This window comes from Lentzea sp. NPDC051213, from assembly GCF_044455585.1.
GTDB lineage: Bacteria > Actinomycetota > Actinomycetes > Mycobacteriales > Pseudonocardiaceae > Lentzea.
Genome location: NZ_JBITEX010000004.1, coordinates 833,007 through 851,651, shown reverse-complemented (window position 1 = coordinate 851,651; position 18,645 = coordinate 833,007). Strand labels below are relative to the sequence as shown.

20 protein-coding genes and 1 rRNA gene are annotated in these 18,645 nt (G+C 68.3%); 15 read left to right on the top strand and 6 right to left on the bottom strand.

Going from position 1 to position 18,645, the window contains the following annotated elements:
- The 3 genes from rrf to ACIA8G_RS22275 all read left to right on the top strand — a co-directional run.
- Nucleotides 1-98: ribosomal RNA gene (gene rrf / locus ACIA8G_RS22285) — 5S ribosomal RNA — on the top strand; the annotation flags it as partial.
- A gap of 95 nt (nt 99-193) precedes the next feature.
- A complete protein-coding gene (locus ACIA8G_RS22280; protein WP_396420535.1) occupies nt 194-1,024 on the top strand; it encodes a GNAT family N-acetyltransferase in 831 nt (276 codons plus the stop codon).
- Nucleotides 1,025-1,227: 203 nt separating this feature from the next.
- The gene (locus tag ACIA8G_RS22275; protein WP_396420534.1) at nt 1,228-1,818 is read left to right on the top strand and encodes a GNAT family N-acetyltransferase; all 591 of its coding nucleotides are present in this window, start codon (nt 1,228-1,230) and stop codon (nt 1,816-1,818) included.
- Between the two features lie 303 nt (nt 1,819-2,121).
- Here ACIA8G_RS22275 and ACIA8G_RS22270 read toward each other — a convergent pair whose 3' ends face one another.
- On the bottom strand, nt 2,122-2,601 hold the full coding sequence (locus ACIA8G_RS22270; RefSeq protein ID WP_396420533.1) for an Lrp/AsnC family transcriptional regulator: 480 nt from the start codon (nt 2,599-2,601) through the stop codon (nt 2,122-2,124).
- A gap of 79 nt (nt 2,602-2,680) precedes the next feature.
- Between ACIA8G_RS22270 and ACIA8G_RS22265 the strand changes: the two genes are divergently transcribed.
- The 3 genes from ACIA8G_RS22265 to ACIA8G_RS22255 all read left to right on the top strand — a co-directional run bounded on the left by ACIA8G_RS22265 (nt 2,681) and on the right by ACIA8G_RS22255 (nt 5,343).
- Nucleotides 2,681-3,343: a rhodanese-like domain-containing protein gene (locus tag ACIA8G_RS22265; protein WP_396420532.1), complete on the top strand. Its 663-nt coding sequence runs from the start codon at nt 2,681-2,683 to the stop codon at nt 3,341-3,343.
- Nucleotides 3,344-3,368: 25 nt separating this feature from the next.
- Nucleotides 3,369-4,124, top strand: coding sequence for a type 1 glutamine amidotransferase (locus ACIA8G_RS22260; protein ID WP_396420531.1), 756 nt, complete (start codon nt 3,369-3,371; stop codon nt 4,122-4,124).
- 85 nt (nt 4,125-4,209) lie between these two features.
- A complete protein-coding gene (locus ACIA8G_RS22255) occupies nt 4,210-5,343 on the top strand; it encodes an anion permease (RefSeq protein ID WP_396420530.1) in 1,134 nt (377 codons plus the stop codon).
- Between the two features lie 8 nt (nt 5,344-5,351).
- Here the strand turns inward: ACIA8G_RS22255 and ACIA8G_RS22250 are convergent, their stop codons facing one another.
- Entirely contained in the window at nt 5,352-6,569 is a 1,218-nt protein-coding gene (locus tag ACIA8G_RS22250) for an IS110 family transposase (RefSeq protein ID WP_396420529.1), read from the bottom strand.
- A gap of 221 nt (nt 6,570-6,790) precedes the next feature.
- Between ACIA8G_RS22250 and ACIA8G_RS22245 the strand changes: the two genes are divergently transcribed.
- From ACIA8G_RS22245 to ACIA8G_RS22235, 3 genes are read left to right on the top strand one after another with little or no spacing between them, the layout of a single operon-like run.
- Nucleotides 6,791-6,976: a hypothetical protein gene (locus ACIA8G_RS22245; RefSeq protein ID WP_396420528.1), complete on the top strand. Its 186-nt coding sequence runs from the start codon at nt 6,791-6,793 to the stop codon at nt 6,974-6,976.
- Nucleotides 6,977-7,002: 26 nt separating this feature from the next.
- Nucleotides 7,003-9,900, top strand: coding sequence for a bifunctional [glutamine synthetase] adenylyltransferase/[glutamine synthetase]-adenylyl-L-tyrosine phosphorylase (locus ACIA8G_RS22240; protein WP_396420527.1), 2,898 nt, complete (start codon nt 7,003-7,005; stop codon nt 9,898-9,900).
- Nucleotides 9,897-10,829 carry an NADP-dependent oxidoreductase gene (locus ACIA8G_RS22235; protein ID WP_396420526.1) on the top strand — a complete coding sequence of 311 codons (933 nt, stop codon included), beginning with the start codon at nt 9,897-9,899 and terminating at the stop codon, nt 10,827-10,829. Before ACIA8G_RS22240 ends, ACIA8G_RS22235 begins: the two co-directional genes overlap by 4 nt.
- Before the next feature lie 64 nt (nt 10,830-10,893).
- On the opposite strand, the gene ACIA8G_RS22230 is transcribed toward ACIA8G_RS22235, so the two are convergent.
- A complete protein-coding gene (locus ACIA8G_RS22230; RefSeq protein ID WP_396420525.1) occupies nt 10,894-11,127 on the bottom strand; it encodes a hypothetical protein in 234 nt (77 codons plus the stop codon).
- 186 nt (nt 11,128-11,313) lie between these two features.
- Between ACIA8G_RS22230 and ACIA8G_RS22225 the strand changes: the two genes are divergently transcribed.
- Nucleotides 11,314-11,805 (top strand): hypothetical protein, encoded by a 492-nt coding sequence (locus ACIA8G_RS22225; RefSeq protein ID WP_396420524.1) that lies wholly within the window; start codon nt 11,314-11,316, stop codon nt 11,803-11,805.
- Between the two features lie 6 nt (nt 11,806-11,811).
- Nucleotides 11,812-12,312 (top strand): NADAR family protein, encoded by a 501-nt coding sequence (locus ACIA8G_RS22220; RefSeq protein ID WP_396420523.1) that lies wholly within the window; start codon nt 11,812-11,814, stop codon nt 12,310-12,312.
- Here ACIA8G_RS22220 and ACIA8G_RS22215 read toward each other — a convergent pair.
- Complete coding sequence (locus ACIA8G_RS22215) at nt 12,281-12,823, bottom strand: NUDIX hydrolase (RefSeq protein WP_396420522.1); 543 nt, start codon at nt 12,821-12,823, stop codon at nt 12,281-12,283. The genes ACIA8G_RS22220 and ACIA8G_RS22215 overlap by 32 nt on opposite strands.
- Before the next feature lie 16 nt (nt 12,824-12,839).
- Here ACIA8G_RS22215 and ACIA8G_RS22210 point away from each other — a divergent pair, with 16 nt between their 5' ends.
- Complete coding sequence (locus tag ACIA8G_RS22210; RefSeq protein ID WP_396420521.1) at nt 12,840-13,172, top strand: hypothetical protein; 333 nt, start codon at nt 12,840-12,842, stop codon at nt 13,170-13,172.
- Nucleotides 13,173-13,215: 43 nt separating this feature from the next.
- On the opposite strand, the gene glnA is transcribed toward ACIA8G_RS22210, so the two are convergent.
- Nucleotides 13,216-14,640 (bottom strand): type I glutamate--ammonia ligase, encoded by a 1,425-nt coding sequence (glnA, locus tag ACIA8G_RS22205; RefSeq protein ID WP_396420520.1) that lies wholly within the window; start codon nt 14,638-14,640, stop codon nt 13,216-13,218.
- Nucleotides 14,641-14,809: 169 nt separating this feature from the next.
- Between glnA and ACIA8G_RS22200 the strand changes: the two genes are divergently transcribed.
- Nucleotides 14,810-15,283, top strand: a complete 474-nt coding sequence (locus ACIA8G_RS22200) for an RDD family protein (RefSeq protein WP_396420519.1) — start codon at nt 14,810-14,812, stop codon at nt 15,281-15,283.
- Between the two features lie 77 nt (nt 15,284-15,360).
- Here ACIA8G_RS22200 and ACIA8G_RS22195 read toward each other — a convergent pair whose 3' ends face one another.
- Complete coding sequence (locus tag ACIA8G_RS22195) at nt 15,361-16,089, bottom strand: DUF4191 domain-containing protein (RefSeq protein ID WP_396420518.1); 729 nt, start codon at nt 16,087-16,089, stop codon at nt 15,361-15,363.
- Between the two features lie 62 nt (nt 16,090-16,151).
- On the opposite strand from ACIA8G_RS22195, the gene ACIA8G_RS22190 reads away from it, so the two are divergent.
- Together ACIA8G_RS22190 and ACIA8G_RS22185 are read left to right on the top strand one after the other, a co-directional pair.
- Nucleotides 16,152-18,221 (top strand): ATP-dependent DNA helicase UvrD2, encoded by a 2,070-nt coding sequence (locus tag ACIA8G_RS22190; RefSeq protein WP_396420517.1) that lies wholly within the window; start codon nt 16,152-16,154, stop codon nt 18,219-18,221.
- Nucleotides 18,222-18,365: 144 nt separating this feature from the next.
- Complete coding sequence (locus ACIA8G_RS22185) at nt 18,366-18,620, top strand: hypothetical protein (RefSeq protein ID WP_396420516.1); 255 nt, start codon at nt 18,366-18,368, stop codon at nt 18,618-18,620.
- Nucleotides 18,621-18,645: the final 25 nt, after the last annotated feature.

Here is an 18,645-nt window from a genome sequence, read left to right as displayed (position 1 = left end):
GGGAAACACCCGGTCCCATTCCGAACCCGGTAGTTAAGCCCTTCTGCGCCGATGGTACTGCACTGGTTACGGTGTGGGAGAGTAGGTCGCCGCCGGACAATCTTTCAGAAGGCCCCTGCGGGTCGAGCACATCAAGTGCTCCCCGCAGGGGCCTTCTGCATTTTCGCTTGCGCGCCCTGATCTCATAGGAGTCATGGACGTCGTCGTGCACCCAAACCTGGCCTCGTTCGACGCCGTCGCCCACGATCGGCTCGCAGCCGATCCGGTGCGCAACACAATCGCCCTAACCTCCCTGGACCGAGCCCGCCGCCTCCCCGACCCAGACCGCCCGCCAACCCTGATCACCTTCCACGAGCAACGCACCCTCGCCGGCAGCCTGATCCGCACCCCGCCCTGGCCCTTCCAAGCCGCGGACCTACCGCTAGAAGCAGTAGCCCTAGCAGTGCAAATCGCCCGCGAGGCCGACCCCAACGCCCCAGGCGTGACCGGCCCAAAGGAAAGGTCAGCGGCGTTCGCCAAAGCGTGGGGTGAACCCTTCGTCGAAACCCTGACAACCAGGCAGTACTACCTGGACAAACTGTCCCCACCGGACGTCCCAGGAGCTGGCCGCGCTGCCACCGAGGACGACGTCCCCCTACTGGGCTCCTGGCTGAAGGCGTTCACCGAGGAAGCAGTCCCAGCCGCCCCCTCAGGCCCATCGCCAGAGGAAACCGTGCGCAGCTCCCTGAACCTGGGCAACGGCCACGCCATCTGGGAGTCGAACGGCCTCCCAGTCGCCTGGGCATCAGCAAGCCGCCCGCAAGCGGCGATGTCGAGAGTCGGCCCGGTCTACACCCCACCAACCCACCGCAAACACGGCTACGGCGCAGCCGTAACCGCGGTGGCAAGCCGCTGGGCCCAGAACCAGGGCGCCACAACCGTGCTCCTCTTCGCAGACCTGACCAACCCGGTCTCCAACTCCATCTACCAACGCATCGGCTACCGGCCGCTGACCGACTGTGCGGAGTACACGTGGAAGCGCTAGTGCACAACGACCTCCGCGACTTCGTCGCCACCGCCGGCGCGTTCCTGGAAGCAGACCCGGTAAACCACAGCGTGCACCTAACCGCGGTAGACGCCGCCCTACGCGGCGACCGCCAGCCCGTAACCCTGATCTCCTTGCACGCCAACGGAACCGTAGTAGGAGCAGTGACCCAGATGGAGGGCCGCCCCCTCCACGTAGCAGCGATGCCACCAGCCGCGGCCCCCGCAGTAGCCGAGGCCCTACGAGGCCGAAAAATCGACGAGATCACCGGCACCCGCGACCGCGTCGAGGCCTTCCGCACCCAGTGGCGAGACGGCGGCCGAGAGCTCTACGCGCTGCGCCTCTACCAACTGGAAGAGCTGGCGGTCCCCGATGTCCCAGGCCAGGCCCGCCAAGCCACCCCGGCCGACGACGCCCTGATCACCGAATGGTGGATCGCCTTCGCCGCAGAGCTCGACGGACTAACCCGAGAGGCCGCCGAGAAGCGGGCGATGGACAGCCGCTGGATGTCGGCCGGCCACGTGTTGTGGCAAGTCGACGGGGTACCGGTGTCCTGGGCCGGGAGCACCACCCCGGTAGGCGGGGTGTCGCGGATCGGCCCGGTCTACACCCCGCCCGAGCACCGCCGTCACGGCTACGGGGCCGCGGTCACCGCAGCGGTCAGCCAGTGGGCGCACGAGGCGGGTGCCGAGCACGTCGTGCTCACCGCGGACCTGGCCAACCCGACGTCGAACTCCGTGTACATGGGCATCGGCTTCCGGGCGGTGTCGGACTGGTCGGAGTTCCGGTGGTGACGTTCGGCGTCGAAGTGGGTCAGAGTCCGGTGCTGGAGTCCGGTGCCGGAGTTCGACCCGATGCTGAAGAGCGCCGGAGTTCCGGTAGTGACGTTCGTCGCCGACGTGCGTCGATGTTTCGGTGCCGGAGTTTCGGCGGTGACCTTCCTCCCGTCCGTCTCCCACATGACCTGTGCTGCTCCTCCCGCCCGCCCACTCATGAAGCGTCCTGCTCCCCACCGCGCGTTTCCTCATGTCGCGACGAAGATGACCATGGGGTCAGGACACCCACCCACGAGGTAATGACGCACAACAAGACGCACCTCAGCGCGGATCAGGACTCGAGTCACCTATGTGGGTGAAGAGAGCCGAGGAGACCGGCCGGTTCCGCACGTGCGAAGAGAAGACGAGCGAAGTCGTGGTGTCCCCGTACCGCTGCATCACCTCGACCAGCTCCTCCAGTTCGACCATCGACCGGCACACCACCCGCAGCAGCCAGCAGTCATCCCCCGTCACGTGGTCGGCATCCAGGATCTGCGGCAGCACCAGGACCTGCGACCGGAACCGCGGCGTGTCGAGCGACCTCACCCGGACCCGGACGATCGACTCGATCGGCAGACCCAGTCGGGCAGGCGAGACCACAGCGGCGAAGCCGGTGATCACGCCCAGCGACTCCAGGCGGCGCACTCGTTCGGTCACCGCGGGCGCGGACAGGGAGACTTCGCGGGCCAGTGCGGTGAAGGACATCCGCCCGTCCTGCTGCAGCAGCTCGAGGATCTTCCAGTCCACAGCATCGAGTTCCACCGAGAAATCATAGGCAGAACGGCCTGAACGCCTGGACTTCCTCATGTGAAACGGCGACGGAGAACCGCAAGATCAAGCCATGACGAACGCACTGCGCTTCCCCGCCGCCGACCCCAGCGTCGCCGCCGAGTTCTTCGCGGCCGAGCTCGCCTTCGAGGCCGACCCGGACGACGTCTACCGCGACATGCAGGCAGCCACCACCAACCAAGCCACCAACTCAGTCGACAACCCAGCCGACAACCCAGCCGACAACGCAGCCACCAACAACCAATACGTACTCGTGGAAACGCGCAGCCCAGAAGCGTTCGCCCAGGCCCGCATCCCCGGCGCGATCAACCTGCCGTACCGAGACCTCCCCGAACAGCTGGACCTCGACCCCAGCAAGGTCTACATCTGCTACTGCGAGAGCTTCCAGTGCAACGCCGCCACCAAGGGCGCCCTGGAACTCGCCCGCCGAGGGTTCCGCGTGAAGCGACTCTCCGGCGGCATCACGGCATGGCGAGAGGCGGGCTATCCGATCGAGTCGGACGCGCTCGCCGAAACAAGCCTTCCCACCGCCGCCGGGACAAGCCTTCCCGCCGCCGCCGGAGCAAGTCTTCCCAACGTCGCGGGAACCACCCTTCCCGCCGCCAAGGAAGCAACCCTTCCCACCGCCAAGGAAGCAGCCCTGCCCACCACCGCGGGACCAGCCCTGCCCACCACAGCAGCACCGAGTGTTTCTAAGGTCGCGTGTCATTGCTGACACAACCCGACATAGGCTCGCATCCGTGACGTCACCGCGCCTGCTCGTCCTGCAGCCTTCGAAGTCGGACCCCCTCGCCAAGCTGGGCGAGTGGCTGAAGACCGAAGGCATGGAGCTCGATCTCGTGCCGCTGTGGGACGAGCAGGCGCCGGCGAGCCTCGACGACTACCAGGGCGTGCTCTGCCTCGGCGGGGAGATGGGGGCGCTCGACGACCTCGACCACCCGTGGCTGGCCGATGTGCGGAAGCTGTTGTCCAGCGCCGTCTCCCAGCGCAAGCCGGTGCTGGCGATCTGCCTCGGCGCGCAGTTGCTCGCGGCCGCCACGGGTGGGCAGGTGCGCAGAGGGCCGCAGGGGCCTGAGGTCGGTGTGTTGCTGGTGGCCAAGCGGGACGTCGCCGCCAACGACCCGTTGTTCGCAGACCTGCCGTTCACGCCCGACGTGCTGCAGTTCCACCTCGACGAGGTGCACGTGCTGCCGCCCGGCGCGGAGCATCTCGCCGCCTCCACGAAATATCCGAATCAGGCGTTTCGGGTCGGTGCGAGTGCTTACGGCCTGCAGTTCCACATCGAGACGACGCCGGAAATCGTCTTGAACTGGGCCGAGAAGGACCCTGAGTCGGCGGCGTGTGCGCGGCCCCGGCACTTCGACCAGGACTTCCTCGAGGAGGCCCACCGCGACATCGAAGAGGTGTGGCAGCCGTTCGTCGCCAGATTCGCGAAGCTGGTGCGGGGAGAACTGTCTCCCGCGGGGTGTTTGGGCACACAACTTCCGTTGGTGTGACGTTACTTTCGTAGGTTATAAGGCATCCTGAGTACCCGGTACCGTCGTTCTCGAGCACCTTGTTCGATCCAGCCGGAGGATCAGTGTGGATCCCGCTCTTGTAGTGATCATCGTCGTTGTCACTGCTCTCATCTTCGACTTCACCAACGGGTTCCACGACACGGCCAACGCCATGGCCACCTCCATCGCCACCGGTGCTCTCAAGCCCCGGACGGCGGTCGCGTTGTCGGCGGTCCTCAACCTCGTAGGCGCGTTCCTGTCCGTTGAGGTGGCCAAGACCATCTCCGGCGGCATCGTCGACGACGCCCAGATCACGCCCGCGGTCATCTTCGGCGGGCTGGTCGGCGCGATCATGTGGAACCTCGTCACCTGGTACGTGGGCCTGCCCTCCAGCTCATCGCACGCGTTGTTCGGCGGCCTGATCGGTGCGGCCTGGGTCGCGTCCGGGACGGACTCCATCCACTTCGCCAAGGTCGTCGACAAGGTGCTGGTGCCCGCGGTCGCCGCGCCGCTGGTCGCCGGTCTGGTCGCGGCCATCGCCACGATCGTCGTCTACCGGCTCAAGAAGGCCACCGACCCGCGTGTCTCGCACACCGGGTTCAAGGTCGGGCAGGTCGCGTCGGCGTCGCTGGTCTCGCTCGCGCACGGCACGAACGACGCGCAGAAGACCATGGGCATCATCACGCTCGCGCTGATCACGTCCGGCTCGCTGCAGCCCGGCTCCGGCCCGCCCACCTGGGTCATCGTCAGCGCCGGCCTCGCGATCGCGGCGGGCACGTACCTCGGTGGCTGGCGGATCACGCACACGCTCGGCCGCGGCCTGACGACCATCGAGCCCGCGCAGGGCTTCGCGGCGCAGACCTCGACCGCCGCCGCGATCCTCGCGTCGTCGCACCTCGGGTTCGCGCTGTCCACCACGCACGTCGCGTCCGGCGGCATCATGGGCTCCGGCCTCGGCCGTGATCGCCACGGCGTCAAGTGGGGCACCATGGGCAAGATGGCCGCCGGCTGGCTGCTCACGCTGCCTGCCGCCGGCATCGTCGGCGCGATCGCGGGCAAGTGGGCGTCGAGCGGCACCACCGGGGTCATCGGGGTCGCCGTGATCGGGTCCGCGGTGGCGATCGGCATCTGGATCCTGTCGCGGCGCGAGCCGGTCAAGCCGGAGCACATCGTCGACGAGGTCGCCGCGCAGGCCGAGCTGCACAAGGTGGCAGCCTGATGTGTGAGTCAAGCGGTGACGCGTGGGGGGCGGGCCTCGTAGGGCTGCCGGTTGCGCAGGATCGCGTAGAGGACGTTGACGCGCCGGCGCGCCAGGGCGATGACGGCCTGGTGGTGGGTTTTGCCTTCCCGGCGTTTGCGGTCGTAGTAGGCGCGGCTGGTCGGATCTCGTTGCAGGGCGCAGAAAGCGGCTTGGTAGAAGACGCGTTTGAGCGCGCGGTCTCCGCCGGTGGCGCGTTGCAGGTAGCGGGTCTTGCCGGACTGTTGCAGGGCCGGGGCGACGCCGGAGGCCGATGCGAGCTGGTCGGGTGTGGCGAATCGGGTGATGTCGCCTGCCGCGGCGAGGAACTCGCTGGTCAGGGTGGCCCCCATGCCCGGCAGGCTCTGGATGAGGGCCGCGTCAGGGTGCCGGGCCAGCCGTTGCGCGATCTGGGCGTCGACGTCAGCGAGTTTGTCGCGCAGCCCGAGCAGTTCGGCCGCGAGGTCCTTGACCAGCCAGGCGGCAACGTCCTGCCCCGGCACCACGACGTGCTGGCGGCCGGCCGCGTCGAGCGCTCTGGTGACCAGGCGCTCGATCAGCGGGCCGTTGTGCCGTCCGGTGCCGGCCAGGTAGGTGCTCAGACGCCGCTGCCCGGCCCGGCGGATCTCGGCCGGGGTGACGTAGCGGGCCAGCAGTGCCAAGTCCAGCTTGTTGCGCGGGGTGACGACACGTTCCAGTCCGGGATGGACGGAGCAGAGCAGGTCACGCAGCCGCGTGATGCGGTTGGTCTGGTATTCGGTGAGTTCGCGGCGGCGGCTGACCAGCAGGGCGAGGTCGGCGTCGTCGTCGCTGACCGGGGTGACCACGCGCAGGTCGTCGCGGGAGCGCACCAGGTCGGCGATCACACGGGCGTCGCGCGGGTCGCTCTTGTGCTCACCCCCGCGGGTGGCTCGGCGGTTGACCTTGACCGCGAGGCCTGGGACGTGCACCAGCCGCACTCCGGCGGCCTGCAGCAGGCATTCCAGCAGCCGGGCGATCCCGCCCAGGATGTCGATCCCGGCCACCGCCGGTCCGTGCCTGGACTCCAGCTCGGCGATGTCGTCGATCAGACCGCTGATGCCCTCGGGGGTGTTGTCCACCTTGCGCGACAACACAGTTCGTGCTTTGCCGGTGTGCGGATCGGGCACCGTGGCGACAGCCCAGTGCAACTCCTTGGCGACGTCGATACCGATGACCAGTGTGTCCACTACCCGCCTCCCACCTGGTTGCCGGGGCAGCCCCTTCCCGCCGTCATCGCCCTACACAGCGATGGGTCGCAGAGCCTGATCAGCGGTCAAGAAGGAGCGGCAGAACGAGCGGCCAAGCCACCTCAGCCATCCCATGACAGCCAGCATGAAAGCCATACCCGTCCTGCCAGCAACAGGTTCGGAATTACCACTTTCGAACCCACTATGGAAGGTAGGGCGGCATGACGGTCAACTGGACGGCTCTGCTCACGGTGTTCGCCGCCACGCTGCTGGCGACGCTGCTCGTGGTGACCCTGTTCGTCGTCGGGATCAGGGCGTTGTCGGGCGGCCAGAAGGCCGGGGCGTACGCGAGCTTCGCCGGTTGCGTCGCCGTTGTCGCCTACGGGCTGTCGCTGATCGTCTTCTAGCGGGACGGGGACTAGGTTGGCTATTGATGAGCGAACCAGTCCGCGCCGCTTCACCAGCCAGATTCGGGCTCACCGAGCCGCGCAGCGAGGAAGTGCTGCGCGGACTCGGTCTGTGGGCTGACCGCCGTCCCGCCGACGGCTCGGAGCCGGTGCTCGCCGCGCTCTCCCGCTGCCCCGACCCCGACCTCGCGTTACGCGGGCTCGAGCGGCTGCACTCGGTCGCCGACTGGAACGCCCTGCTGGCCGCGTTGCGTGAAGACGTGGTGGTGCGCGGTCGCCTGCTTGCCGTACTCGGTTCGTCGACCGCGCTGTCGGACTTCCTCGTCGTGAACCCCGAACGGTGGCGCTCGCTCACCGACGAGATCGACGTGTCGGACCTGCCGGACGACGGCGTGCTGCGCACCGAGTACCGGGCCAAGCTGCTGCTCGTGGCGGCGAACGATCTGGCGCACGTCGTCGAGCCCACGCTGCCCTTCGTTCCGTACGACACGGTGGCCGCGCAGCTCTCTGACCTCGCGGTTGCTGCTCTTCGGGTGTCGCTGAAGCTCGCCGAGACGCGCGTGAACGGTGCGGATCGCTGCCGGCTCGCGGTGATCGCGATGGGCAAGTGCGGCGCGAACGAGCTGAACTACGTGAGCGACGTCGACGTCGTGTTCGTCGCCGAGGGCGACCTGGCCGTGGCGACGCGGCTGGCCAGCACGATGATGCAGATCGCGGGCCAGTCGTGCTTCGAGGTCGACGCGGCGCTGCGGCCGGAGGGCAAGGCCGGTGCGCTGGTCCGCACCCTCGACGGCCACGCGTCCTACTACAAGAAGTGGGCGCGGACCTGGGAGTTCCAGGCGCTGCTCAAGGCGCGGCCGGTCGTGGGCGACGCCGAGCTCGGGCAGGCCTATCTCGACGTGGTGCGGCCGTACGTGTGGACGGCGGCGGAACGCGAGAACTTCGTCGAGGACGTGCAGGCGATGCGCCGCCGCGTCGAGGACCACGTGCCGACCGGGCTCGCCGAACGCGAGCTCAAGCTCGGCCGCGGTGGTCTGCGCGACGTCGAGTTCGCGGTGCAGCTGTTGCAGCTCGTGCACGGTCGTTCCGACGAGGACCTGCGCATTCAGGCGACGACGGCCGCGCTCGCGGCTCTGGGCACGGGCGGTTACGTCGGGCGCAACGACGCGGCGGACTTCGGGCGTTCGTACCGGTTCCTGCGCACGTTGGAGCACCGGCTGCAGCTGCAGCGTCTACTGCGCACGCACCTCTTCCCGGCTGACGACGACGCCACGGCGTTGCGCTGGCTCGCGCGCTCCACCGGGATGGCCGCGGACGGGCAGCGGTCGGAGGGGCAGGTGCTGCTCGCGGAGTTCCGCAAGCACGCCAACCAGGTCCGGCGCCTGCACGAGAAGCTGTTCTACCGGCCGCTGCTGCAGTCCGTCGCGGGTGTGCCTACCGAGGCGTTGCGGCTGACCACCAAGGAGGCCGTCGCCCGGCTCGCCGCGCTCGGCTACACCTCGCCCGACGGCGCGTTGCGGCACATCCAGGCACTGACGCACGGCATGTCCCGGCGTGCTCGCATCCAGGGCGCGTTGCTGCCGGTGCTGCTCGACCTGTTCGCCGGCACGCCCGATCCGGACGGCGGGCTGCTCGCGTACCGGAAGGTGTCCGAGGCACTCGCCGAAACACCCTGGTACCTGCGGCTTCTGCGGGACGAGGGCGCGGTCGTGGAACGGCTCGCGGTGCTGCTCGGCACCTCCCGCCTGGTGCCCGACCTGCTGGTGCGGGCGCCGGAGGTGCTGCGGCTGCTCGCGGACACCGACGCGCTGGTCGGGCGTGATCCGCACGCGGTGGGGAACCCGTTGCGCAGCGCGGTCTCCCGATACGGCGACCTGACGCGTGCGGTCATGGCCGCGCGGTCGATGCGGCGGCACGAGTTGCTGCGCATCGCCTCCGCCGACCTGCTGGGAGTCATGCCGCTGGAGACGGTGTGCGTGTCGCTGTCCGAGGTGTGGAGCGCGGTGCTGCAGAGCGCGCTCGACGCGGCGGTGCGCGCGGCGGGGACGCCGTTGGCCGCGCTGTCCGTCATCGGCATGGGACGGCTCGGCGGGCACGAGCTCGGCTACGGCTCGGACGCGGACGTGATGTTCGTCTGCCGGCCGGTCGCGGGCGTGTCCGACGCCGAGGCGGCGAAGTGGGCGAGCGGTGTCGTGGAGAACATCCGGCGGCTGCTCGGCGCGCCGTCGCAGGACCCGCCGCTGCAGGTCGACGCGGATCTGCGGCCGGAAGGGCGGCAGGGGCCGCTGGTGCGCACGCTGGACTCGTACCGCGCGTACTACCGGCAGTGGGCGGAGCTCTGGGAGAAGCAGGCGCTGCTGCGGGCCCGGTTCATCGCGGGCGACGTCGCGCTCGGTGCTGAGTTCGAGGCGTTGATCGACCCGCTGCGCTATCCGGCAGAGGGGCTGGACGCGGCGTCGGTGCGGGAGATCCGGCGGATCAAGGCGCGGGTCGACGCGGAACGGCTGCCGCGCGGTGCCGACCCGAGCACCCACACCAAGCTCGGTCGCGGCGGGCTCGCGGACGTCGAGTGGACCGTGCAGTTGTTGCAGCTGCAGCACTCCGGCGCGGTGCCCGGTCTGCGCACACCGTCCACAATGGGCGCTATGGCGGCGGCCGTCTCCGCCGGTCTGCTGGCTGAGGACGACGCCGCGGCGCTGACAGCCGCGTGGAACCTCGCGACGCACGCGCGCAACGCCGTGACGTTGGTGCGGGGCAAGGCTTCCGATCAGCTGCCGACGTCCGGTCGCGATCTCGTCGCGGTCGCCTCCGTGATGGGCTACGAGCCGGATGGCGATCCGGGCGTGTTCGTGGAGGAATATCGCCGCACTACGCGCCGTGCACGTGCGGTAGCCGAACGAGTCTTCTACGGTGAGAAACTGTGAAAGCCATCGCGTTGACCCAGTTCGGCGATCCCGAGGTCATGTCTTTCCAGGAGCTGCCAGATCCGCTCCTGGGGCCTGACCAGGTGCTGGTGGAGGTGAAGGCGGCCGGGATCAACCCGGTGGACTTCAAGATCAGAGCCGGATACCTGCAGGGCCTGCTGCCGCACCACATGCCGCTGATCCCCGGCTGGGACGTGGCCGGCGTGGTGCGGGCCGTCGGCATCGGCGTCCAGGCGTGGAAGCCGGGCGACGAGGTGCTCGCTTACGCGCGTAAAGACCACGTGCAGTTCGGTGCGTACGCCGAGCTCATCGCGGTGCCGGACCGGATGGTCGCGCGCAAACCGTCCACCGTGGACTTCGTGACCGCGGGCGCGTTGCCGCTGGCCGGGTTGACGGCGTTGCAGGCGTTGAAGGCGGTCGGCACCGGTGCGGGCGACACGGTGCTCGTGCACGCGGCCGCCGGAGGCGTCGGCCACCTGCAGGTGCAGATCGCACGCGAGCTCGGTGCCACGCGGATCCTCGGGACGGCGTCGCCGCGCAACCACGACTTCGTCCGATCGCTTGGTGCCGAACCAGTTGCCTACGGCGACGGGCTGGTGGACGCCGTGGCGGAGCAGGTCGGCGGCGACGGCAAGGTCGGCGTGGTGATCGACAACGTCGGCGGGCCCGCGTTCGAGCAGTCGCTGGAGCTGGTGCGCGACCGGGCGCGGATGACGTCCATTGTGGACGGGCCGAAGTCGCTGGAACACGGTGTGATCAACACGTGGGCCCGGCCGAACGCCGAGCAGACGCAGTGGCTGGCCGACCTGGTCGCCGCCGGCAAGCTGCGAGTCGAGGTGCAGCAGACGTTTCCGCTGTCAGATGCGGTGAAGGCGCACAAGTTGCTCGAGGGCGGGCACGTGCGCGGCAAAGTCGTGCTGACCGTCTGAAAATCTTCAGGCTGGTTTCAGGTTTGGGGGCACTCCTGGTGGGGTGCCCCCATTTCTGGGCTGCTCAGTCCTCGTCCTGGTCGGGGTCCACCGCAGGAGCGCTGGTGTAGACCTCGATCACCCACTCCTCCTCCAACGCCTCGGCGTCTTCGGAGTCGGGAACGAGCCGGTTGTAGACGCGGACACCGAGGTCGAGCACGTCAGCGGCCTGAACCGCTTCGAGCGCCTCGGTCACCGAGTCGACGATGTGGGTGGTGAGCAGCTGCGGAGCCGTGAATTCGGCGACATCTTGGGACACGGGCGGACCCTAGCGCATTGACGTTTCACCCAATCGAGATGAGACTAGGCGCGCTCAGCGGGGGGAGCTGTAGTTCGTCACGGGGGTCTACCAGAGGAAGTCATGCAGCATCGTCGGGTCACGCGCCGAGGAAAGACCGTGATCGCCATCGCGGGCGTGGCTGCTGGGGTGCTTGCGCTACTCGGTGTGATTCAGTTTGCACTGAGCGGTGACAACTCCGCCGCCCAGCCCAACGTCAACGCCACGACGACTACGTCGAACGGCGTCGAAACCCCTGATGGCGCACTGGAAACCACCGAGCCGTCGGCAGACGTGAAGGTCGGGACCGGTTCTTTCAAGCAGCAGCGCGGCATGCTCACCGTCGAGGTGACCCGCGTGGAATCGGCGAACGGCCGCCTGAAGCTCTTCGTGACGGCCACGAACGCCTCCCAGGCCCGCATGACCCTCCCCGTGGACGGTATCGCCGTCCTGGACGACCTGAAGCGCACCTACGCGGCATCGAGCAGCAAGTGGGAAGGCCTCGTGACCCAAGGCAGCAAGACCTCGGGCACCGTCGTCCTGGACGAGAAGCTCGGCTCGGGTGTGAACTCGGTCACGCTGACGTTCTCGTCGATCTCCGGCCAGTTCGCACCGACCGGTGCCGCGATCACCGTGACCGGTATCCCGGTCCCGAAGTGATCGATCTTGGCTAAGTACCTGTTCTTCTGGGGCCACCAGCCGGAGCGCGACGGCAGCATCGGCAAGGGCTGCCTGTCGCAGTGGTGGCCGTGCACGTTCGTCGTCGACGGCGTCTCGTTCGCCTCCGCCGAGCACTACATGATGTGGCGCAAGGCTTTGCTGTTCTCGGACACCGAGGTGGCCGCCCGTGTGCTCGCCGCGTCGTCGCCGGGCGAGGCCAAGGCGCTAGGCCGCGAGGTCTCCGGTTTCTCCGACCCGGAGTGGACCGCGGCACGGTTGGAGATCGTCGTCGAGGGAAACCTGGCGAAGTTCGGCCAGGATCCCGCGCTGCGCTCCTACTTGCTGGGCACGGGTTCCCGCGTCCTGGTCGAAGCCAGCCCGCAGGACCGCGTGTGGGGCATCGGTCTCGTCGCGTCCGACCCGCGAGCCGCGGACCCCGCTTCGTGGCTGGGCCTCAACCTGCTCGGCGAGGCCCTCATGCAGGTCCGCTCGAGGCTCGCAGCGTGAGGTAGGTGTTCAGTGCCACCAACGTGATCCCGCACGGGATCAGTCCTTTTCGGATGTACGAGTGGATCTCGTTGAGCGGCACCCACTCGATCCGCGCCGCCTCGGCGGGATCGGGCTCACCCGTCTTGATCGCGTCGGTGCCCACGAAGATGTGCGTAGTGGTGGAGCTGATGCCGTTCAACGGGTTGAAGGTGATCAGCGGTTCGATCGTGCCGACGCGGTAGCCGGTTTCTTCCTCGGTCTCCCTGATCGCCGCCGTCTCCACCGCTTCGCCGGCTTCGAGGCGGCCCGCCGGGATCTCCCAGCCCCACGCGCCGGTGGTGAACCTGTGGCGCCACATCAGGAGAACCTTCTCGTCCTCGATCACCACGACGCCGGTCGAGGGGAACGGGAGGCGCAGCACGTGGTGCTCGAACCGCTCGCCCTGCGGCACCTCGACGTCGTCGAGGTCGACGCTCATCCACTCCGACTCGTACACCCTGCGGGTGCCGTGCACAGTCCACTCCGTCACAGGCAAGCTCTACCACGTGGGTGTCGGATGCGGGCTCAACGGCCTGCCCGCTGACCTGACGGGAGAAACGATGTTCAGCTACTCAGGACCAGCCCGGCTCGTCTACCCGGACGGCACCACGGCCGAGCTGGATCGGGTGGATCTGATCGAGACGGTGAACGACGGTCTGTGGCAGTTGTCCGGTGCCGGCACGTCCGCACAGGTTCTCAGCGGTGGTGACGCTCGGATCAAGCTGGCGACCGGGGCTGAGGGCAACGTCCTGGTCACCAACGTTCGGGTCAGCACGGACGCACGAGGGGTTTTGTGCAGCGTGACCTTGCTCAGCACAGACAAAGGGCCGGGCGACTGAAAACAGTCACCCGGCCCTCGATCAGGTCAAAGACCCGTGTCGATCACACGTCGTAGTACAGCGCGAACTCGTAGGGGTTCGGGCGCAGACGCAGCGGGTCGATCTCCTGCTCACGCTTGAACGAGATCCAGGTGTCGATCACGTCCGGGGTGAACACGCCGCCCTCGAGCAGGAACTCGTGGTCGGCCTCGAGGTTGTCCAGCACGGCGTCGAGGGTCGCGGGGACCTGCTTGACGTCGCGAGCCTCCTCGGGCGGGAGCTCGTAGAGGTCCTTGTCGATCGGGGCCGGCGGCTCGATCTTGTTCTTCACGCCGTCGAGGCCCGCCATGACCATCGCCGAGAAGGCGAGGTACGGGTTGCCGGACGAGTCGGGGCAGCGGAACTCGATGCGCTTGGCCTTCGGGTTGTTGCCCGTGATCGGGATGCGCACGCACGCCGAGCGGTTGCGCTGGGAGTAGACCAGCGACACCGGGGCCTCGTAGCCGGGGACCAGGCGGTGGTAGGAGTTCACCGTCGGGTTGGTGAAGGCCAGCAGCGACGGCGCGTGGTGCAGGATGCCGCCGATGTAGTGGCGGGCGATGTCGGACAGGCCCGCGTAGCCGCTCTCGTCGTGGAACAGCGGCGCGCCGTCCTTCCACAGCGACTGGTGCGTGTGCATGCCCGAGCCGTTGTCGCCGAAGAGGGGCTTCGGCATGAAGGTGACGGTCTTGCCGGCCTGCCACGCGGTGTTCTTGATGATGTACTTGAACAGCATCAGGTCGTCCGCGGCGTGCAGCAGCGTGTTGAACTTGTAGTTGATCTCCGCCTGGCCCGCGGTGCCGACCTCGTGGTGGGCGCGCTCGACGGTGAAGCCCTGGGCCTGCATGTTGAGGACCATCTTGTCGCGGAGGTCCGCGTAGTGGTCGGTCGGCGTGACGGGGAAGTAGCCGCCCTTGTACTTCACCTTGTAGCCGAGGTTGCCGCCCTCTTCCTCGCGGCCGGTGTTCCACCAGCCGGATTCAGAGTCGATCTTGTGGAAGGACCCGTTCGCGGTGGTGTCGAACTGGATCGAGTCGAAGATGTAGAACTCGGCCTCGGAGCCGAAGTACGCCGTGTCGGCGATGCCCGAGTCGGTGATGTACTGCTCGGCCTTGCGCGCGATGTTGCGCGGGTCCCGGCTGTACGCCTCACGCGTGAACGGGTCGTGCACGAAGAAGTTGACGATCAGCGTCTTCTCGATCCGGAACGGGTCCAGGCGCGCCGTGTAGAGGTCGGGCAGCAGAAGCATGTCCGACTCGTGGATCGACTGGAAGCCACGCACGGAGGAGCCGTCGAAGGCGAGACCCTCTTCGATCGCGTCGGCATCGAACGCCGCGGCGGGCAGAGTGAAGTGCTGCATCACGCCGGGCAGGTCGCTGAACCGCACGTCGACGAACTTGACGCCCTCGTCGGAGATGAACTTCAGCACCTCGTCGGAATTTTTGAACACCCTCGTCGACTCCTTGACTATGGAATACGGCTGGTCATCGCGAGCGACCGTATGACGGCGGTGTTGCCCGTCGGTCACTCGGATGTTTCGCCAGTGTTAACGGGACCGCCCAACCGGGCAAGGCGACCTGCCGGTCCTCACCCGTTGAGCACGGCTTTACTCTGGTGGGGTGAGCAGGTGGACCGGTTCGTGGCTGTCAGGACCCAACTCGGTGTTGTCTCCGGGTGACGAGTCGAACGATGGCACCCAGCAGCGCTGGCGTGGCGAGCGTCACGGCTTCCCGGAGAAGGGGCCGGGCTCCATCGCCTCGATCGGACGGCGCACGCTCGCCATCCTCGTCGACTTCCTGCTCTCCGCGGGTGTGGCGGCGGTCTTCACGCAGCCGGACCTGCCGCGCAACTGGAGCCTGCTGGCCTGGTTCGTCATCACCGTGGTCGCGGTCGCGTTCTTCGGGTTCACGCCGGGGCACGCGTTGTTCGGGCTGCGGGTGGCGCGGATCGACGGCAAGGCGTTCGTGCACCTGCCCCGCGCGCTGCTGCGCACGGTCCTGATCTTCCCGCTGATTCCGGCGCTGGTGTGGGACTCGGATGGCCGGTGCCTGCACGACAAGGCGGCGGGCACCGTCGTCATCAAGGTGCGCTGAACTTCGGAGACGAACGTGAAGAGGCCCCGCCGCAGATCTGCGGCGGGGCCTCTTTGCTGGTCAGCGGTAGTAAGAGATCAGCGACGGCGGAGCGTGCGCTGGACGTTGCGCATCTTCGCGCCCGCCGGCATCGGGCCCTTCGGCAGCGCGGCACCGCGGCTGGACAGCGCGGCGAGGCGGGTCTCGAGGGCGTCGACCTGGGCGGCCGTGATGTTGCGCGGCAGCTTCATGAGCGTCGACTGCAGCTTCTTCAGCGCGATCTGGCCCTCGTCGCTGCCGATGATGAAGTCGTAGATCGGCGTGTTGCCGACGACGCGCGCGATGCGCTTCTTCTCCTGGGCGAGCAGCGGCTTCACCCGCTGCGGCGCGCCCTCGGCGACCAGGACGACACCGGGACGGCCGAGCACGCGGTGCACGGCGTCGAGCTGGGTCGTGCCCGCGACGGCGGGGGTGACGCGCCAGCGGCCGCGCAGGTTCTCGAGCGCCCACGCGGCGGCACCCGGCTGGCCGTCGGCCTTGCGGAAGACGTTGCTCTGCACCCGGCGGCCGAAGATGATCACGGCCAGCAGCGCGCCGATGGCGACGCCCAGCGGCACGACCATCCAGACCGCGTTGATGACGATGCCCAGGACCACGGCGATCGCGGTGACGCCGAGCAGTGCTCCCAGCATCATCGGGATCAGAGCCTTGTCCTCGCGGCGCTGCATCTTGAACGCCTCGAAGATCTGCTTGCGCCGTTCGCGTGATGCCGCGCGGCGAACCTTCGCCGCTTCCTTGGCAGCCGCCTTGTCCTGCTTACCAGCCATACCCACCAGGATACGGCGCGGTGGTCTCGGACTCACATCGGCCGTCTGCGAGACTGCCTGGCATGACGGCGTTGCTGGAGGGTCTTGATCCGGAACAGCGCGCAGCGGTGGAAGCACCGCGCGGCCCGGTGTGCGTGCTCGCGGGCGCCGGCACCGGAAAAACCCGGACCATCACCCACCGGATCGCCTACCTGTGCCAACGCGGCCACATCGCCCCGTCGCAGGTCCTCGCCGTCACCTTCACCAAGCGTGCCGCCGGAGAGATGCGTACGCGTCTGCGTTCTCTCGACGTGCACGGCGCACAGGCCGTGACGTTCCACGCCGCCGCCTCCCGCCAGCTGCGTTACTTCTGGCCACGCGTCATCGGCGGCCCGCGCTGGGACCTGATCGACCAGAAGATCAAGGTCGTCGCCCGCGCCGCGTCCCGGCTGGGACTGCCGACCGAGCCGGACGCCCTGCGCGACCTCACCAGCGAGATCGAGTGGGCGAAGGCGTCGCTGCTGACGCCGGAGGACTACCCGGCGGCCGCCTCGCGCGCGGCCAGGGACATCCCGGCGCCCGCCGACCAGATCATGAAGCTCTACACGACGTACGAGCAGCTCAAGAACGAGGCGCAGCTGCTCGACTTCGACGACCTGCTGCTGCACACGGCCGCGGCGCTGGAGGACAACCTGGAGGTCGCGCAGGAGTTCCGCGACCGCTACCGCTGCTTCGTGGTCGACGAGTACCAGGACGTGACGCCGCTGCAGCAGCGCGTGCTCGACTCGTGGCTGGGCGGCCGCGACGACCTGACGGTGGTCGGCGACGCGAACCAGACCATCTACTCCTTCGCGGGCGCCTCGCCGCAGCCGCTGCTCAACTTCGGCCGGCGGTTCCCGGAAGCGGCCGTCGTGCGGCTGGAGCGCGACTACCGGTCGACGCCCCAGGTCGTGGCGCTGGCCAACGACGTGATCAAGTGGGCGCGCGGCCGTCCCGCGGGCTCGCGGCTGAACTTGATCGGGCAGCGTCCGGAGGGGCCGCTGCCGCGGTTCCACGAGTTCGACGACGAGCCGGCCGAGGCCGACGCGGTCGCGTTGCGCATCAAAGCGCTGCTGGACGAGGGCGTGGCGGCGAGCGAGATCGCGATCTTGTACCGGGTCAACGCGCAGTCAGAGGTGTATGAGCAGGCGCTCGCGTCGCTGGGCATCCCGTACCTGGTGCGGGGTGGTGAGCGGTTCTTCGAGCGCGCCGAGGTGCGCCAGGCGATGATCACGCTGCGCTCGGCGGGTGACGTCTCCGGCAGCCTGCCCGAGGTGGTCCGCTCCGTGCTCGGCCGCGTCGGCCTGACCGACGAACCGCCGACCGGTGGCTCCCAGCGCGAGCGGTGGGAGTCGTTGCTCGCGCTGGTCGAGCTCGCCGAGGAGTTCGCCGTCGCGGTGCCCGAGGCCGACCTGCCGCGGTTCTGCCTGGAACTGGACATGCGGGCCGAGGCCCAGCACCCGCCGACGGTCGAGGGCGTGACGCTCGCGTCGCTGCACGCGTCGAAGGGCCTGGAGTGGGACGCCGTGTTCCTCGTCGGGCTGGTCGAGGGCACGATGCCGATCCAGTACGCCGACGGCGACGACGCGAAGATCGAAGAAGAGCGCCGCCTTCTATATGTAGGTGTCACGCGCGCGCGTGAGCACATCTGGCTGTCGTGGGCGTTGTCGCGCGCGGCGGGCGGGCGCAAGTACCGCCGCCGGTCACGCTTCCTCTACAGCCTGGTACCGGAGAACCACCCGGCGGCGCGCGTATCTGCCAGTGCGCAGCGGCCTCCCTTGATGAAGAAGGAAAAGCCGACGTGCCGGGTGTGCGCGTCGACGTTGATCGAGGCGCAGGCCGTGAAGCTCGGTCGCTGCACGTCCTGCCCGTCCGATGTGGACGAAGAGCTGCTCGCGTCGCTGCGGGCGTGGCGTTCGGAACGGGCGCGGGAGCTGAAGGTGCCCGCGTACGTCGTCTTCACCGACGCGACGCTGATGGCGATCGCGGAGCAGCGACCCACGGATTCGGCCGGACTTGTGGCGATCTCGGGCATCGGCGCCTCGAAGCTTGATAAGTTCGGCGATGATGTGTTGGGCCTGGTCCGAGCCGGTGTCGGGTACTCCGCCACCTGATCGGGACAAGTTTCGTTAAATAGGTTGCGAGCCCCTGGGACGGGGTCATAACCTGCTCATGCCGGGTCCGGAGGACCCGTCTGGGGAAGAAGAACTACTACTACAAGCTCTCTCAGCAGAGCCCTGTCGGAGGAGGTGGCCGTTGTGAAGAAGACCAACATCTCGCGCGCGCTCGGCCTCCCCGCGTCCGAGGGCTTCTGCACGCCCGCTTCCGCTCAGGCCATGTGGCAGCACTCTGCCCACAGGTCGGCCCTGAAGTCGGTGGCCCTGAAGGGCCGCGAGCGCGGCACCAGTCTGCTCGATGAGCAGCCGATCTTGGTGCCAGTCGCAAATGACGTTCCCAACTACACGACTGCGCTGTCCGCGCATCATGTGAGAAGGCTCCTGCCGACCCCATAGAGGGTCGAAGGACCACCAGGCTCAC